General features: G+C 50.3%; 13 protein-coding genes, 1 pseudogene and 1 riboswitch. Of the genes and pseudogenes, 11 read left to right on the top strand and 3 right to left on the bottom strand.

Features of this window, described 5'->3' with window-relative positions; all coding sequences use genetic code 11:
* Positions 1-216: 216 nt before the first annotated feature.
* Positions 217-3045, bottom strand: a complete 2829-nt coding sequence (gene uvrA, locus INP77_RS13300) for an excinuclease ABC subunit UvrA (RefSeq protein WP_194749562.1) — start codon at positions 3043-3045, stop codon at positions 217-219.
* Positions 3046-3123: 78 nt separating this feature from the next.
* Between uvrA and INP77_RS13295 the strand changes: the two genes are divergently transcribed.
* From INP77_RS13295 to INP77_RS13245, 11 genes and pseudogenes are all read left to right on the top strand, one after another.
* Positions 3124-4521: an MFS transporter gene (locus INP77_RS13295; protein ID WP_194749561.1), complete on the top strand. Its 1398-nt coding sequence runs from the start codon at positions 3124-3126 to the stop codon at positions 4519-4521.
* A 4-nt stretch (positions 4522-4525) separates the two neighbouring features.
* On the top strand, positions 4526-5053 hold the full coding sequence (gene ssb, locus INP77_RS13290) for a single-stranded DNA-binding protein (protein ID WP_194749560.1): 528 nt from the start codon (positions 4526-4528) through the stop codon (positions 5051-5053).
* A 243-nt stretch (positions 5054-5296) separates the two neighbouring features.
* Entirely contained in the window at positions 5297-6997 is a 1701-nt protein-coding gene (locus INP77_RS13285; protein WP_194749559.1) for an Hsp70 family protein, read from the top strand.
* A 7-nt stretch (positions 6998-7004) separates the two neighbouring features.
* Positions 7005-8372, top strand: a complete 1368-nt coding sequence (locus INP77_RS13280; protein WP_194749558.1) for a TonB family protein — start codon at positions 7005-7007, stop codon at positions 8370-8372.
* A gap of 153 nt (positions 8373-8525) precedes the next feature.
* Positions 8526-8660 (top strand): annotated as a pseudogene (locus tag INP77_RS13275) (IS3 family transposase); the annotation flags it as partial.
* Positions 8661-8693: 33 nt separating this feature from the next.
* The gene (locus INP77_RS13270) at positions 8694-8951 is read left to right on the top strand and encodes a hypothetical protein (protein WP_194749557.1); all 258 of its coding nucleotides are present in this window, start codon (positions 8694-8696) and stop codon (positions 8949-8951) included.
* Between the two features lie 101 nt (positions 8952-9052).
* Positions 9053-9511 carry a (2Fe-2S)-binding protein gene (locus INP77_RS13265; RefSeq protein WP_194749556.1) on the top strand — a complete coding sequence of 153 codons (459 nt, stop codon included), beginning with the start codon at positions 9053-9055 and terminating at the stop codon, positions 9509-9511.
* 2 nt (positions 9512-9513) lie between these two features.
* On the top strand, positions 9514-11730 hold the full coding sequence (locus tag INP77_RS13260; protein ID WP_194749555.1) for a xanthine dehydrogenase family protein molybdopterin-binding subunit: 2217 nt from the start codon (positions 9514-9516) through the stop codon (positions 11728-11730).
* A gap of 9 nt (positions 11731-11739) precedes the next feature.
* Complete coding sequence (locus INP77_RS13255) at positions 11740-13020, top strand: cytochrome c (RefSeq protein WP_228518942.1); 1281 nt, start codon at positions 11740-11742, stop codon at positions 13018-13020.
* A 178-nt stretch (positions 13021-13198) separates the two neighbouring features.
* Positions 13199-13283, top strand: a riboswitch (cyclic di-GMP riboswitch).
* 223 nt (positions 13284-13506) lie between these two features.
* Positions 13507-14916 carry a bifunctional diguanylate cyclase/phosphodiesterase gene (locus INP77_RS13250; RefSeq protein WP_194749554.1) on the top strand — a complete coding sequence of 470 codons (1410 nt, stop codon included), beginning with the start codon at positions 13507-13509 and terminating at the stop codon, positions 14914-14916.
* 114 nt (positions 14917-15030) lie between these two features.
* Positions 15031-15645 (top strand): hypothetical protein, encoded by a 615-nt coding sequence (locus INP77_RS13245; protein WP_194749553.1) that lies wholly within the window; start codon positions 15031-15033, stop codon positions 15643-15645.
* 1 nt (position 15646) lies between these two features.
* Here INP77_RS13245 and ribA read toward each other — a convergent pair whose 3' ends face one another.
* Complete coding sequence (ribA, locus tag INP77_RS13240) at positions 15647-16294, bottom strand: GTP cyclohydrolase II (protein ID WP_194749552.1); 648 nt, start codon at positions 16292-16294, stop codon at positions 15647-15649.
* Complete coding sequence (locus INP77_RS13235) at positions 16281-17321, bottom strand: sigma-54-dependent Fis family transcriptional regulator (protein WP_228518946.1); 1041 nt, start codon at positions 17319-17321, stop codon at positions 16281-16283. The genes ribA and INP77_RS13235 overlap by 14 nt, the downstream gene beginning before the upstream one ends.
* Positions 17322-17426: the final 105 nt, after the last annotated feature.

The following is a 17426-nucleotide window of genomic DNA, read 5'->3' as shown; positions in this document are numbered from 1 at the left end:
GTGCGCCTCTCTCTTCCCTCTGGCCTGAGGATCTGCAGTATCCGGATAGTGGCTGCACTTTTTGGATAACCTCAGCTATCTATCTGGATTAAAAAGAATTTTTTACTGTTATGTGTCTTAAAGATAGCAAGATGCATACCACCCCAAAGACGCCGAGGCATAGAAAAAAGCCAGGCGTGCAATTGCAGGCCTGGCTGGTTAAGCACGAGGATAAAATCAGGGTTTCAGCTGTTTTAACAGCGGAATCAGGTAGCGGCCCGTGTAGCTGGCGCTGTTTTCTGCCAGTGTTTCCGGCGTACCGACACCGACCACCACGCCCCCGCCATCACCGCCTTCAGGGCCCATGTCGATCAGCCAGTCGGCGGTTTTGATCACGTCCAGATTGTGTTCAATGATGACCACGGTATTGCCCGCGTCACGCAAACGGTGAATCACGTCCAGCAATAACTGGATATCCGCAAAGTGCAAACCGGTGGTGGGTTCATCGAGGATATACAGCGTGCGGCCGGTGTCGCGTTTGCTGAGTTCCAGCGCCAGTTTGACCCGTTGTGCTTCACCGCCAGACAGCGTGGTGGCTGATTGCCCCAGCGTGATATAGCCCAGGCCCACGTCCAGCAAGGTTTTCAGTTTGCGTTCAATCACCGGCTGTGCATTAAAGAACTGGTGCGCTTGTTCCACCGTCATGGCCAGCACTTCGTGGATGTTTTTGCCCTTGAACTGGATTTCCAGCGTTTCGCGGTTATAGCGCTGGCCTTTGCAGACGTCGCAAGGCACATACACATCTGGCAAAAAGTGCATTTCCACACGGATCACGCCATCGCCCTGGCAGGCTTCGCAACGGCCGCCCTTGACGTTAAACGAGTAGCGGCCCGGACCATAGCCGCGCGCGCGGCTTTCCGGCACGCTGGCAAACAAGTCACGGATTGGCGTAAACAAGCCGGTATACGTCGCCGGGTTGGAGCGCGGTGTGCGGCCAATCGGGCTTTGGTCAACATCGACCACCTTGTCAAAAAACTCCAGGCCTTCAATGCTCTGGTGCGCGGCAGGTTCGGTGCTGCTGCCGTACAGGTGCGCGGCGACCACGCGGTAAAGCGTGTCGTTGATCAGCGTCGATTTGCCGCTGCCGGAAACGCCCGTGACGCAAGTCAGCAGGCCGACCGGAATCTCAATACTGACGTCTTTGAGGTTGTTCCCGCTGGCGCCATTGAGTTTGATCATGCGCTTGGGGTCTGGCTGTGTGCGCGGCAGCTTGAAGGTAATCTGTTTTTTGCCGCTGATGTATTGCCCGGTCAATGAGTTGGGGTCGGCTTCAATCTGGGCCGGGGTGCCAAACGACACAATATTGCCGCCATGCTCGCCCGCACCGGGGCCAATGTCGACAATAAAATCTGCCAGTTGGATGGCATCCTGGTCATGTTCGACCACAATCACGCTATTGCCAATGTCGCGCAGGCGCTTGAGGGTTTCCAGCAGGCGGTCATTGTCGCGCTGGTGCAAGCCGATGGAAGGCTCATCCAGCACATACATGACGCCAGTCAGGCCGCTGCCGATTTGCGAGGCCAGGCGGATACGCTGCGCTTCGCCGCCAGACAGGGTTTCTGCCGAGCGCGACAGCGACAAGTAGTCCAGACCGACATTGGTTAAAAACTTGAGGCGGCTTTCGATCTCCTTGACGATCTTGTCGGCAATGGCCAGCTTTTGCCCGCTCAGTTGCAGTGTTTCAAAGAAATTGAGCGCCTGTTTGAGCGGCACTTCGCAAATCTGGTGAATGTTTCTTTCGCCGACCTTGACGTGGCGAGCCTCTTTGCGCAAACGCGTGCCGCCACAATCCGGGCAGGCAGTGGCATTGATATATTTTGCCAGCTCATCGCGCACCGCAGTCGAGTCACTCTCGCGATAACGGCGTTGCAGGTTATTGATAATGCCCTCAAAGGTATGCGACTTGCTAAAGAAGGTGCCACGCTCATTGAGGTATTTAAAGGCGATTTGTTCGCGGCCAGAACCATACAGCAGAATTTGCTGGGTCTCTTCCGGCAGCGTCTCAAACGGTGCTTCCAGGTCAAAGTCATAATGCTGGCTCAGGCTGGCCAGCATCTGAAAGTAAAACTGGTTGCGCTTGTCCCAGCCTTTAATCGCACCACTGGCCAGTGATAAATGCGGAAAAGCCACCACGCGCTTGGGATCAAAAAACGTGACCTGACCCAGGCCATCGCATTTTGGGCAAGCGCCCATCGGGTTGTTAAAGCTGAATAAACGCGGCTCGAGTTCGGCCAGTGAGTAGTCACACACCGGGCAGGAGAACTTGGCAGAGAACAGGTGTTCTTTTTCGCTATCCATCTCCAGCGCGACCGCTTTGCCATCTGCCAGTCGCAATGCGGTTTCAAAGGATTCAGCAATCCGTTGCTTCATGTCTTCGCGCACTTTAAGGCGGTCGACGACCACGTCTACACTATGCTTGGTGGTTTTCGCCAGTTGCGGCAGGCTATCCATTTCGTAGATCTTGCCATCAATGCGCAAGCGCACAAAACCTTGGGCCTTGAGCGTGTCAAACAAATCCAGCTGCTCGCCTTTACGGTTAGAGACGACCGGCGCCAAAATCATCAGTTTGGTGTCTTCCGGCAACTTGAGCACACTGTCCACCATCTGGCTCACGGTTTGTGCCTCAAGCTTGATGCCATGCTCTGGGCACTCCGGGTCCCCGGCACGTGCATACAGCAAACGCAGATAGTCGTGGATTTCAGTGACGGTGCCGACGGTGGAACGCGGGTTGTGTGAGGTCGATTTTTGTTCGATGGAGATGGCCGGTGACAAGCCTTCAATCAGGTCCACATCCGGTTTGTCCATGCGCGCCAAAAACTGGCGGGCATACGCAGATAAACTTTCGACGTAGCGGCGCTGTCCTTCTGCATACAAGGTATCAAAAGCAAGCGAAGACTTTCCTGAGCCTGACAGGCCGGTGACCACAACCAGTTGGTTGCGCGGAATATCCAGATTGATGTTCTTGAGGTTATGGGTGCGCGCCCCGCGAATTTTGATAAATTCCATGATACTTTCACGAACAGACAGCCAACCTGATAATATACGCAATTATTTGAAATTAAGCCAAGTTTTCTTAAAGGATTCATGCAGTTCTCCGAAAAAATGACCCAGCTGGAAACCCGTGCCACTGCGGCATTGGCCTCCATCTACGGGCTACGAATGTTGGGCATGTTTTTAATTCTGCCTATTTTTGCCATTTATGCCGAAACCCTGCGCGGCGGCAATAACCATACCCTGATTGGTCTCGCCCTGGGCGCCTATGGCTTCATGCAAGTCATTTTCCAGTTGCCGTTTGGCATGGCGTCTGACCGTTTCGGCCGTAAAAAGCTGATTTATCTTGGTTTGGTCATGTTTGCGCTGGGCAGTGTCTGCGCCGCGATGGCGCAGGATATTTACATGGTGATTGTCGGGCGGGCGATTCAGGGGGCGGGTGCCATTTCTGCCGTGGTCACTGCGCTGGTGGCCGATTCCACCCGCGAAGAGCACCGTACCCAAGCCATGGCCATGATAGGCGCGACGATAGGCGTGACCTTTGCCGTGTCACTGGTGGCGGGCCCCATCCTCAACCAATGGATAGGCGTGCCAGGCATTTTCTGGCTCACCGCCGTGCTGGCCATTCTCGCCATCGGCGTGGTTAAGTTTGCCGTGCCAGAGCCCTTGCATGCGCACTTTCACTCCGATGCCCAGGCGGTGCCCGCCAAAATCGGCGAGGTATTACGCGATAAGCAATTGCTGCGCTTGAACTTTGGCACGTTTTGCTTACATGGGGCGCAAATGGCCATGTTCATGGTGGTGCCGTTTGCCATCAAGCACAGCACCGGCATGAACGAAAATACCCACTGGAAAATTTATTTACCAGTGCTGCTGATTTCATTCGTCTTAATGGTGCCCGCCATTATTTATGCCGAGAAAAAAGCCAAGCTTAAACCGGTGTTTATCAGCGCTGTCGGCCTCATGCTGTTCACGCAAATCGCCTTCATGTTCAGCCTCAACAGCCTGTGGGGCATTGTCGCCACCCTGTTCTCCTATTTTGTAGCGTTTAATATCCTTGAGGCCTCGCTGCCTTCACTCATCTCAAAAATGGCGCCGGTTGCCGCCAAAGGTACCGCCATGGGCGTGCACAACACCGCGCAGTCCTTTGGCATGTTTTTAGGCGCCGCCCTCGGTGGCTGGCTCTCGCACGCCTATGGCAGCAGCACGGTGTTTGTCTTCTGCGCTGTCCTCATGCTGATCTGGTTTGGGCTCGCACTCGGCATGCAGGCACCGCCCAGCGTCAAAACCAAAATGTTCCATTTGCAAGCAGGGTATAATGACGCCCAGGCCGCCAAACTGGTGCAAGATATCCGCGCGATGGAAGGCGTCTATGAAGTCGTCGCCATTCCCTCAGAAACCATGCTCATGGTAAAGTTGGAAAATCAGCGCAGCAAAGCATTTCAGGCGGCATTGTCGCAAGCAATCATGAATCGAATAGGGGAGTCGTAACACCATGGCATCAGTCAACAAAGTGATTTTGATGGGCAATCTCGGGCGCGATCCTGAAGTGCGCTACATGCCAAACGGTGAGGCAGTGGCTAACTTCAGTATTGCCACCACCGAAAACTGGAAAGACAAATCCGGCGTACGCCAGGAAAAAACCGAATGGCACAACATCGTCATGTACCGCCGTTTGGCCGAAATCGCCGGCGAGTACCTGAAAAAAGGCCGTCCGGTATATATTGAGGGCCGCCTGCAAACCCGTAAATGGGAAAAAGATGGCGTCACCCGCTACAGCACCGAAATCGTCGCCGACCAGATGCAAATGTTAGGCACTGGCCGTGAAGGCGGCAGCGCCTCCTATGACGGCGGTGAGATGGATCAAGGCGGCGGCATGGACGACTACAACCAGGCCCCACCACGCCAACAGCAACCTGCTATGGGCGGTAACGCCGCTGGCGGCGCAAACCGCAATGCCTTCCAGCCTGCTAGCAAACCTGCTGGCAATTTTGACGATTTTGATGACGATATTCCGTTTTAGAGTCGACTAAAAGCTATTATGTAAATAAGGATATGGAGCCAATTGAATTGGCTCCATTTTTTTATAACAAATATAAAAAGTACAAACTGGATGGCTAGAATAGGATTTAGGGTGTTGGCAAAGTATGAGAGTCTTATTGAATAGCAATCTATTTTGGCAAAGTCTGAATTTTAGAGTGTGTTGATTGCAAGGGCATCAACGTATATTAGAGAGTCACCAACAATTGGTTTAAGGTTCGCGATTATGATTTTTGGGATTGATTTAGGTACTACTAACAGCCTCATTTGTTACTTGAAAGATGGAAAGCCAGAAGCGATTCCTAATGCTATGGGAAAAGTTTTAACACCTTCAGTTGTAGGCGTCGATGATACTGGGACTGTTTTTATTGGTGCCGCTGCTCGTGAGAGACTATATAAATTTCCCAATTTGACTGCACATTCATTTAAACGCCTCATGGGAACCAAACAATCAATAAAATTGGGTGCAAGGGAATACAAGCCAGAAGACTTATCCGCGCTGGTCTTACGTGCCTTAAAATCAGATGCTGAAGCTTATCTTGGAGTGGAAGTTAAAGATGTAGTAATTTCAGTACCAGCTTATTTTAATGATAACCAGCGAAAAGCAACAAAGCTAGCAGGGCAATTGGCAGGTTTAAATGTACTTCGACTTATCAATGAGCCTACTGCTGCTGCGCTTTTTCATGGCATTCAGGATTATGAGGCTGCAGCCAAGTTTTTAATTTTTGATTTGGGAGGAGGTACTTTTGACGTCTCAATTCTCGAAAAATTTGATGGAATTATGGAGGTTCGAGCTACCGGAGGAGATAGCTTTTTAGGCGGAGATGATTTTACTCAAGTTCTAGTGAGCTTATTTGCTGAAAAAGCCTCTCTGAGTTATGCACAAAAACAAAATCCATCCACTCTATCCGCCATACGATTTGTTGCAGAAAATGCTAAACGTAGTTTTAGTGAACAGCCACAGATTACTTTGGACGTGATTATAGACGGTGTGCAGAAGTCAGCATTGATACATTTGGATGAGTACGAGGCAGCATGCAAAGGGTTATTAGATCGATTGAGAACTCCGATTGAGAGAGCTCTGCGTGATGCAAGGTTGCGCGTGAGTGATTTGGATGAGTTGGTGATGGTAGGTGGTGCAACGCGAATGGCGATCATTCGAAAGTTGGTGACTCAATTGTTTGGACGCCTGCCTGCGAGGTATATTGATCCTGACCAAACGATAGCTTTAGGGGCTGCAGTCTGTGCCGGACTGATTGACCGGAATATTGTATTTGATGAAGTTGTTTTGACTGATGTTTGCCCTCACACTTTAGGGACGGAAGTCATTGATTATGACTATCAGAACAATCCGGTGGGGTTAACGTTTTTACCCATTATTGAACGTAATATTGTCGTACCGGCCAGTCGCGTTCAATCTGTCCTTACTGCGCATGACGGGCAGACTCAGCTAAGTATTCGTGTTTTTCAAGGGGAGTCTCGTGACTGTAGCAAAAACGTCTTACTTGACACTATTGAAATAGATATTCCATCCAAGCCTAAAGGTGAGATTTCGGCTGACATAAGATTTACATATGATATCAATGGAATGCTTGAGGTGGATGTTGATGTTGAGAAAGCGAACATTCACAAAAGTCTCATCATTAGCAAATTGGGCGCTCATGTTGATCCAGAAGAGCTTGAGGAGCGTCGTAAAGTGTTGGCTGCTTTGAAAATTCACCCCAGAGATCAAGAAGAAAATCGCTACCTTGTAGAACGAGCGGAGCGACTGTATGAGCAGTCCCTTGGTGAGCGCCGTAACACTGTTCGTTTGGTGCTGACTCAATTTATTTCAGTGCTGGAAAAGCAAGATCTCTTGGAAATAAAAAAAGCAAGAGATGCTTTTAATATGGCTTTGAACTCATTGGAAAGTGAAGGAATTTGGTAGGACCATCATGAATATTTACCAAATATTAGGAATAGAGAGTGATGCTGATATCAGGCAGATTAAGCAAGCTTACGCCAAGCAGATTAAGCATTTTCGTCCCGATACGCATCCTGTCGAATTCGGCAATATAAGACAGGCGTACGAAATTGCTCTCGCCCAATATGAGACTTTTCGTTTGAACCATGAGCAAAAAAATGTCCATCCGTTAGAGGCCGATCAATTTACCAATCAGACACTAAACAATGAAGATTCACTATTGTCGCATCCTGATGATGCGCCAGATAAAGCGCATTCACATGAAGAAAAGTTACCGGTTTTTAAGTATTTGATTAAATTGACTGATTTGGCTGGAAGAGGTGATGAGCAGGCAGCAAAGCAATTGACTCAGAGGTTTCTAGATCAGTTACAGTTTCACTCTTTAGATGAATCCTCTGCAATCGAACTTGAGATATTAAACTGGATTTTCACTTTTAATCATCCACTGCTATTAACATTTATTACATTAGATAATTATTACTCTTGGACAACCAGCCGTGCATTCTCGTTGCGGGAGTTTCAAGAGAATGAGATAGTCTGGTTGGAAGGATTCAGAAAGCTTGCTGACGACTATCAAGCCGCAATCACTCAGAAAAACATAAATCTTGCGCAAACAAAGACTCGATTACCTGTTTTCTTATTGTCGAAGTCGGATCTGCTTGCGCGAAAAAGATGGCAAATAACTTGTGATGAGCTCAATGTTCCTTTGCTAAAAAGTTACTATAAGTCACCATCAGAATCAAAGTTTCCTATTACCAGAGAGGATATGATTTTCTCGTCTCTTGCTGCTGGTTTTCTATTGCTAATAAGTTCTGCTGTTAAGGTAGATGCTATTTCATTTGTATTAGCCGGCGGGGCGTTTTTCGCTACTCTTGCCTTCCGCACGTTTGTTTGGCCTCTTTTAAATCTGCTTACCAAACAAAATAAATTTATCTATCAGTTCAGATACTTTATTTATACCTTTTTAGTGGTCATGTTTTTCCAGGGAGCAGGTTACATTTCACATGAATTATCTGAACGAGCCAATATGCAAAAGGAGGTTGTTTTAAGCGAGATGCCAGTAATTTGCAATGGAACAGACAAGAGGGAAAATCCTGTTTACCCTAAGGAATCTCGCGAGCTCGGAGAAGAGGGGCGAGCGGAAGTAAAGTTTTTAGTGGGTACCAATGGTGCAGTTGTCAGTGCAGAAATTCAAAAGACTAGCGGATTTGAACGGTTAGATAATGAGTCTTTGAGAATCGTGAAGAGATGGTGCTTCAGTCCTCCTGAACAAGAGGCTTATGGGGTTGTGCCGATTGATTATCGGTTGGACAGTCAGCTTAATAGAATGGGGTTGTGATCTACATGCCTCTCTTATTTCTATCTATTCACTAAAAAATTCCAGGATAACGTCTCTCTGTTATTTGGTGATCAAGATGTATTAGAAAGATTCTTCAAACTTTAGTGGAAAGCCTGCTGCCATGACTTTTAATAGGTATGGCAAATGGGGTGCAAGTCAGAAGCACGGCGGCATATCAGCCACTATCTGATGCACCGGTATAACTGGATACGGCCACATCAGTTTAATGAGAGATTGGCACCAGCCGTCACCGAAGAAAAACTTAACGTGGTGTCCGGGATGGGTTGACCACTACAGCGGGGATCGAACCCGGCTCAAGGCATGCGACTATGGGCAGTATTGCCAACATCGATTTTAAGCCAACCAGATGAAAACGCTAATACCGTCTTTATTAGGCTTGAGCCAAACTTACTATTTGCATTACAAAAATCGTCTAATGAAAAAGATGAATTAAGAGGTTGGGACGAAAAAATAGGAGTGCCATCAACAACACTCCGTAATGGCGCTTTACAAGCAAAAGGTAAAATTGTTTTAGGCAAGAATTTCATAAATTTATACTTGATTCGGGGTTTAAATTAATTCACTCTTGAGTTATTCGTGAATTAATTTATTTCAATGAATAATCGTATTTCATAATAAAAATCACAAGTATTCGTACGTTTTCAAGGAAGGAGCCATAGATGGCAACCCTGAATATTAATGGCACCACCCACCAAGTGGATGCACCCGCTGATATGCCTCTTCTTTGGGTGATCAGAGACATCATCGGCTTGACCGGAACCAAGTTCGGATGTGGCATCGCGCAGTGCGGCGCGTGTACAGTTCATGTGGATGGTCAGGCAACGCGTTCCTGCGTATTGCCCATTTCGGCTGTTGGCGGCAAGAAGATTACGACCATAGAAGCGATTGGGGAAACCTCCGCAGGTCAGGCTGTGCAAAAGGCCTGGCTAGATCTGGAGGTGATGCAGTGTGGTTATTGTCAGTCGGGCCAGATCATGTCTGCCTGTGCGCTGCTTGACCAGCACCCTCACCCGAATGACGCGCAAATTGATGCCGCCATGGCCGGTAATATTTGCCGCTGCGGCACTTATCCACGTATACGCGCCGCTATCAAGGTGGCTGCTAAGGAAGGGGTCTAGTTATGTCACAAGGGCTTATCCAGGGCTTGGCCGACAAATATACGGTTTCCAATCCTCCGCGACGTGATTTTCTTAAAATTGCCGCGACGGTAAGTGCGACCACTGCTGGCGGGATGCTGCTGAGTATCAGTTTGCCTGCATTGGGTCAAAGCAAGCAAACCCAACCTTATAGCGAGCTGGAAACCGGTAAGGATGTGCTCGCCCCGAATGGATTCATCAAGATTGATACTAAGGGCGAGGTCACCATGATCATGCCCAAGGTGGAAATGGGGCAGGGGGTTTATACGTCTATTCCCATGTTGTTAGCAGAAGAGTTGGAGGTTGATCTCCCATCTGTGAAACTGGAACATGCCCCCCCGAATGAAAAGCTGTATGCAGATGCGTTGCTCGGAGCGCAGGTGACGGGCGGTTCAACTTCCATCCGTGCCTTGTGGGAGCCCATGCGCCAGGCCGGTGCTGTGTGCCGGTCATTGCTGATTGCCGCGGCTGCACAGCAATGGAAAGTAGCCGAATCTTCCTGTTATGCAAAATCTGGCGTGGTTTACCACGATGCCTCTGGACGAGAACTGGGTTACGGGGAGTTGGTCAAAGTGGCCAGCACCCTGCCCGTGCCCAAGCAAGTCGCTCTCAAAGACCCTAAAGACTTCAAACTCATTGGCACCGCTGCCAAGCGATTAGATACGCCCGATAAAGTAAATGGCCTGGCGAAGTTTGGCATTGATGCCCACCCTGACAATGTGAAGTTTGCTGTGATCGCTACCAGCCCTGTGTTCGGCGGGACGCTGGCAAGTGTAGATGATAGCCGCGCCTTGAAAATGCCCGGTGTGCTGCAAGTGGTCAAGGTAGATAATGCGGTTGCCGTGATAGCCAGGAATACTTGGGCCGCCAAGCGCGGCTTGGGCGCACTGGATATTCAATGGAATGAAGGTAACAGCACTGCGGTAAAAACCAGTGATTTGGTGAATGATCTGCGTGAGGCGTCCAAGAAACCGGGGGCTGTGGCTAAAAAGCAAGGCAATGCCACCAGTGCCTACAAAAAAGCGGATAAAACGCTGAGTGTGGAGTATGAGCAACCCTTTTTAGCACATGCGACGATGGAGCCCATGAATTGCACTGTGGAGGTGAGCGCTTCTGGCTGCGATCTCTGGGTAGGGACGCAAATTCCGACGTTTGCCCAAGGCATGGCCGCCAAAACGCTCAACATTCCGGTTGAAAAGGTCAGGTTGCATAACTTCCTCATCGGCGGTGGTTTCGGCAGACGACTAGAGTTTGATGGGGTCGTGCAGGCGGTCAAAATTGCCAAGCTGGTAAAGGGCCCGGTCAAGGTCATTTGGACGCGGGAAGAAGATATTCAACATGACATGTTCCGCCCCTATTACTTTGACCGTATCTCAGCTGGATTGGATGCTAACGGCAAGCCGGTCGCTTGGTCACACCGTATTGTTGGCTCCTCCATCATGGCCCGCTTTGCGCCCCCATTAGTCAAAAACGGGGTAGACCCGGATGCAGTGGAAGTGTCGGCAGAGCCGCCATATGATTTGCCGAATCTGTATGTGGATTACGTTAGGGTAGAGCCGCGGGATGTACCCACCGCGTTTTGGCGGGGGGTTGGTCCCACACGCGGTACTTTTGTCGTCGAGAGTTTTATCGATGAACTGGCGCATTTGGCGAAAGTGGATCCGGTGAAATACCGTTTGGATCTGCTCGGTAAAACGCCTAGATTGAAAAATGCCTTGCAACTTGCGGTGAGCAAGAGTGATTGGGGCAAGCCATTAGCAAAAGGCCAAGGGCGCGGCGTCTCTGTGATGCATGCTTTTGGCAGTTTCTTGGCCATGGTGGTCGATGTCACCGTGAATGATCAGGGAGAGGTTAAAGTCGACCGCGTCGTGTCTGCTGTCGATTGTGGCATGACCGTGAATCCAGATACCGTGATTGCGCAAATTCAAGGGGGCGTTATTTTTGGCCTGACGGCCGTGCTATACAACGAAATTACCATTGAGCATGGTCGTGTACAGCAAACTAACTTTAATGATTACCGTATGCTGCGTATTAATGAAGCACCGGCTATTGACGTCCACCTGATTAAAAGCGCTGAGGCGCCGGGGGGGATTGGTGAACCTGGTACTGCAGCGATTGGCGCTGCGTTGGCAAATGCCGTGTTCTCAGCGACTGGCAAACGTATTCGCAAGCTACCTATCGGACATCAACTAAAAGCATAAGGAGTCACCATGAACATGGCCTCAGGTTTGATGAAAATAGGTTTCGCAGCCTTTACCTTTACATTTTCGTTGAGTGTGTTTGCCGTCAATCCGGCAGAGATCAAAAAAGGGGAGTATCTTGCGCGAGTAGGCGATTGCATCTCTTGTCACACCGCGCCCCATGGCAAAGCCTTTGCCGGCGGGCTGCCCATGCTGACGCCAGTGGGCGCGATTTATACGACGAACATTACGCCTGATGCTGAGACAGGCATCGGCAAATATACCGAGTCCGACTTTGCCAAAGCACTACGGCGAGGGGTGGCAAAAGATGGTCATCATCTTTATCCGGCCATGCCATATCCTTCTTATGCCAAAGTCAGTGATGCCGACATTCACACCCTCTATGTATATTTCATGCACGGCGTGAAACCGGTGCGCCAAGCAAACCGGGCGAATGAGATTCCTTGGCCACTGAATTACAGGTTCCCTTTGGCCATCTGGAATAGCCTGTTTTTAGATAAGCATGGTTACCAAGCGGATGCATCAAAAGATGCCAGCTGGAATCGTGGCGCTTATTTGGTTCAGGGGCTTGGGCATTGTGGTGCTTGCCACACGCCACGCGGATTTGCCTATCAGGAAAAAGGGCTGACGCATGCATCGGATCAATTTTTAAGCGGAGAAACCCTGGAAGGATGGTCTGCCACCAACTTGCGTGGGGACCATAATACCGGGTTAGGCAGATGGTCTGAGGCGGATATTCTTGTGTATCTGAAATCAGGCGCCAATCAGCATAGCTCCGCTTTTGGCACCATGACTACGGTCATTAATAACAGTACTGAAGGCATGACTATCCAGGATTTAACGGGCATCGCTAGCTACTTGAAAACAATCAAAGGGACAAACGATAAAGGTCAAACGACGTATAAATACAATTCTGGTGCGACATTGGCTCAGTTCAAATCATTGACAACCTATCCTGGCGCCCGGCTTTATCAGCAATATTGTGCAGCTTGTCATGGACAAGAGGGTAAAGGGGTTGCCCCTTATTTATCACCGCTTGCGGGCAACCCGGCTGTGATGGATCCAGATCCGTCCTCGCTCATTAATGTCATTTTGAATGGCTCGCCTCAACTCAAACCGCAAGGGGTGGCGGCACCCTTCAATATGCCAAAGTTCAGACATACCTTGAATGATACTGAGGTGGCGCAGTTAGTCAGTTTTATGCAGTCCGCCTGGAATCATAATCTTAAACCGACGAGTGCGAAGGCCGTTGCAGACATTCGAAAACTGCCCGCTTCGGCATATGAGTGACAGTGAAATCTATCCATCAGTGGATTGCCAATAGCGCCTTTTGCCAGAGATAAAAGGCAGGATTGTTGCTGAGAAAAATGTGTGTGCGGTTTTTTAATGACAAACATACAGTATTGAATGTCGAGAGGATTGACAACCGTTACAAAGTTTGATGAACTTGTCACCTATTGTTAAGTACCATTATAAAAGGCAAACCTGCTGAAAAGCAGGGACGCAAAGCTTCCGGTCTAAAAGCAGTTGCTGATGACAGCGGGGCTACCATTTACCGCAAGGGTTAATGTATCAAGTTCTTTCAAGTAGTGTGTTGTGTGGGCTGGGCTTATGCCGTCTCGGCAAAGCCTGAGTGCTGTTTCGCCCATTGAGGGTATCCGCCGCTGAGGGCTTTATGATCGACCACTTACTAAAGAGAAATGACTTGCTTGCACTGCGCTGTCGCAGTCGTTTGTGGTGGATTGGCAATGGTCAATTGGATGACAGGCGCGCCTAATGCCACACTTTAAAAACACTCCTCTACAACTGAGACTGGTTGCCAAACTTTTTAAAGGCGAGCTTTTTCAGTTTGCCCAAGACCCGCATCAATTGCGGGTGAAACTGTTACTGGCGATTGCTGCCTGTGCCTCAATTATTCTGGGCGGTGCTTGGAGTATTTACTATTTATGGCAGGCCAAATGGCTGTTAATGGCCTTTAACTTTTCCCTGGTGATATTGAGCATGCTTGTGGTGACCATGATCAATGCGGGCCGGGATCGCCTGGCAGCCATTTTTATGGCGCATGGCTTGGCGCTGATTATTTCTGCGATTTCTGTGTTTGATGTGCCGTTGCCCGGGGTGGTCCGCTCGGTGCATATGTACTATCTGCCGATTGCCGCAGGATCATCGCTGGTGTTCCGTAAAGAGGGCATTTATCTGCGCGTGATTTTTCCGTTGCTCATGCTGTTGGGGTGTTTGATTTTTGGTTCGTCTGACATTGGCATTACCCAGGCATCTTTGATTGCGAATCCTGAAATTCGGGCGGTTGGGGCATGGATGAATAATCTGGCCGCCTTAGGTGTTTTGGGGATTGCCTTGATTGTGATGCAGTCTGATATTACCTTGCGTAGCGGGCTTTACGCGGATATGCGCGAAGCGCTCGCCAAAGGGCATTTCTGTTTGCATTACCAGCCGCAGGTCGATGCCCAGGGTCATATTTTTGGCGCTGAAGCGTTGCTACGCTGGCAGCATCCTGAACGGGGCTTGATCCCGCCTGGTGTTTTCATCACTGCCGCGGAAGAAACCGGCCTGATTTTGCCGATTGGTAATTGGGTATTAAAAGAAGCCTGTGCGCAGTTGGTGAAATGGTCTGATCATCCGCATTTGTCCCACTTGAGTGTTGCGGTGAATGTGAGCACTTCGCAGCTGCGCCAGCCCGATTTTGTGCAAGAGGTGCAGGAGATTGTCACGCGCAGCGGCGCCAATCCCGGCCAGATTAAACTGGAGCTCACAGAGAGCATGCTGGCAAACGAAGTAGACGATACGATCCAGAAAATGCGCGCATTGCAGGCATTTGGCATGAGTTGGTCGCTGGATGATTTTGGCACCGGATACTCTTCATTAAACTACTTGAAGCACCTGCCATTTGAGCAATTAAAAATTGATCAATCCTTTGTGCGCGACTTGCTGAATAATGAAAGTGACCAGGCGATTGTCGATACGCTGGTGAATCTGGGTAAGCATCTCAAAATGACCCTGATTGCTGAGGGGGTGGAAACGATAGAGCAGCTCGAATACCTGCATAGCAAGGGCTGTATGAAATACCAGGGATATTTTTTTAGCAAACCTTTAACTGTACAGGCCTTTGAACAATTGCCTTCGCCGCTGCTTTCGCCAGTTGCGCATTCAACCTCGGGCCTGTTCTGACGAGCATATTCCCAACCCTAGCCTGGCGGTGACTGTAAAAAGGAAAATCTCCCAAGACCCACGCAACTGCGGCTGATTACACTGTGACCTTTGATTGACGGTGAAAGGGCGTGCATGTTGGTGAATTCTGCAGTCTTCAGGGGGTGTGCTTGTTTCAGGGTTTGCGTATGGGTGATCGGCCTGTGGGCAATGCTGTCTCTGCCACAGGCGGAAGCGCGCACCGCAAAAAAGGTGGCGCCCTCTTCGGCGCAGCGCGCAGAGCTCAGCCCCAAGCAAGCCATGAGTGAGCATACCGATGACTTGCGGGCATTGATGTTGCAGCTCTATACCGAACATCCAGAGGAATTGGCGAAAAGCACGCAGGTCGGGCCGCGCGAAATGACGGAATGGGTATTTGATGGCAAGGCCAACTGGAAGTTTGAGGCGATCCGCCGTTTGCAGGGCATGACCGCGATAGACCTGGCATTCGACGAAGCGTTTGGTGGTGACCGTATTCTGGCTTTGGTGGTGGGGATAGAAACCTTGCTGTTTGAAGGCTATGGCAGCCAAAATGAGTTTGAAATCCCGCCACAACGCGATCGCCAAAAACTGCAGCAGTTGCAGCAACAGCTTAAGGATTTGCAGGCACGCCTGCAGCGGGCACCGCTGCCGTCTTTGCTAGAACAACCCGCCGTGCGCCAGCCCATCGAGGCCACACTCAAGCAGCTGTTGCAACGCTTGAGCGTCTAGCCTAAGGCACCAAACTCAGGTGATGCCCCAGTCTGTGCTTTTTGGTCGCCAGATAGTCGGCATTGGCTGGATTACTTGCGATCTCTAACGGCGTCACGGCCTCCACCATGATGCCCAGCCGGGTGAGGGCGCGCGACTTATCCGGGTTGTTACTCAGTAACTCAATCGACTTCACCTCAAAATGCTGCAACATACTGGCGGCATCATCATATGCTCGCTGGTCTACAGGCAGGCCCAGGGCGAGGTTTGCCGCCACCGTATCCAAGCCGGTGTCTTGCAAATCATAGGCCTGCACCTTGTTGCTGATGCCGATGCCGCGCCCTTCATGTCCGCGCAGATACAGAATAATGCCATTGCCACGCGCCTGAATCAGTTGCTGCGAGCGTTTGAACTGTTCGCCGCAATCGCAGCGCTGTGAGCCAAATACATCCCCGGTCAGGCATTCAGAGTGCACGCGGGTCAGCACTCTGGCTTGACCGCTGACCTTTCCGAGCACCAGTGCGATCTGCTCCTGCCCGCTGTGCATATCAACAAACGCGTGTAAACGGTACTGCCCATATTCTGTCGGTAAGTGAGCACTGGCTTTCCAGCGCAGGCTGCCGCTTTCGATGGCCGCTGTTTGCAAAGAGGCAAGCTTATTTAAGCGCATTGATCGCTCCCATTTTAATCAGCTTGGCGCGCAACACATTGCGGCTCAAGCCCAGCAGCTTGGCGGTTTGCACCTGATTATGGTGGCAATGCTGATAGGCGGCACGTACCAGCGTGTCTTCCACATAGTCATAAAGCTGCGCTTTGCCCGTTTCAAACAACTGCTGCAGCGACGCCTCCAGCGAGTCAGTATCTGCTTCGCTGGGCAAGGCCTGCAGTGTCGCTTTGGGTCGGTGTAGCGAGATCGAGGACAAATGTAAATCCTCACTGCGCACCACATTGTTGCGGCAAATCAGCAAGGAGTGATGAATTACATTTTCGAGTTCGCGGATATTCCCTGGCCAACTATGCTGCAGTAATTTTTGCTTGGCCGAGTCATCGAGGCGGATGGTGGCGTAGCCCAACCGCCGTGTATATTCGCCAACAAAATAATCTGCCAGTGGCAAAATATCGCCGGGCCGGTTGCGCAGGGTTGGCAGCTCCAGGTGCGCAACGCGTAAACGGTAGAATAAATCCTCCCTGAAGTTACCAGCCAGCACGGCCTCTTCCAGGCGTACATTGGTCGCTGCAATCAGCCGCACATCAATCGGGGTTGGTTTGCGCGCGCCTAGCCGTACCACTTCCCGCTCTTGTAGTACACGTAACAGCTTCACCTGGAGACTCAGCGGCAAATCACCAATCTCATCCAGAAACAGCGTGCCGCCATTGGCCTCTTCAAACCAGCCGGCTTTGGCAGTGACCGCCCCGGTAAACGCGCCTTTTTCATGGCCGAACAATTCACTTTCGACCAGGGTTTCCGAGAACGCCCCGCAATTCACCGCGACAAATGGTTTAGATTTACGGTAGCTCAAGGCATGCACATGGCGGGCAATCAGCTCCTTGCCCGTGCCAGTTTCGCCGATGATCAAGACATTGGCGTCACTGGGGGCAATTTGCTTGATGCGATTAAGCAAGGCGATCGACTTCGGATCTTCAAACACCTGCGCGGTCGCTCGAATCGATGTCGACATGGCCCGCGAGTTCGGCATGGTTAACAGACGCTGTTGCTCAAACTGCGTGTCGTGTTCAGTCGTATAAAAATCGTTTGCTAATAGATTTGCCATCGTGAGGATCTCACTGTCTTTCCATAGAGT

The sequence above is a fragment of the Methylophilus sp. 13 genome (genome assembly GCF_015354335.1).
GTDB classification, from domain to species: Bacteria; Pseudomonadota; Gammaproteobacteria; order Burkholderiales; family Methylophilaceae; genus Methylophilus; species Methylophilus glucosoxydans.
Note: the sequence above shows the minus strand (reverse complement) of the source record. Positions and strands in the feature narration are given on the sequence as shown.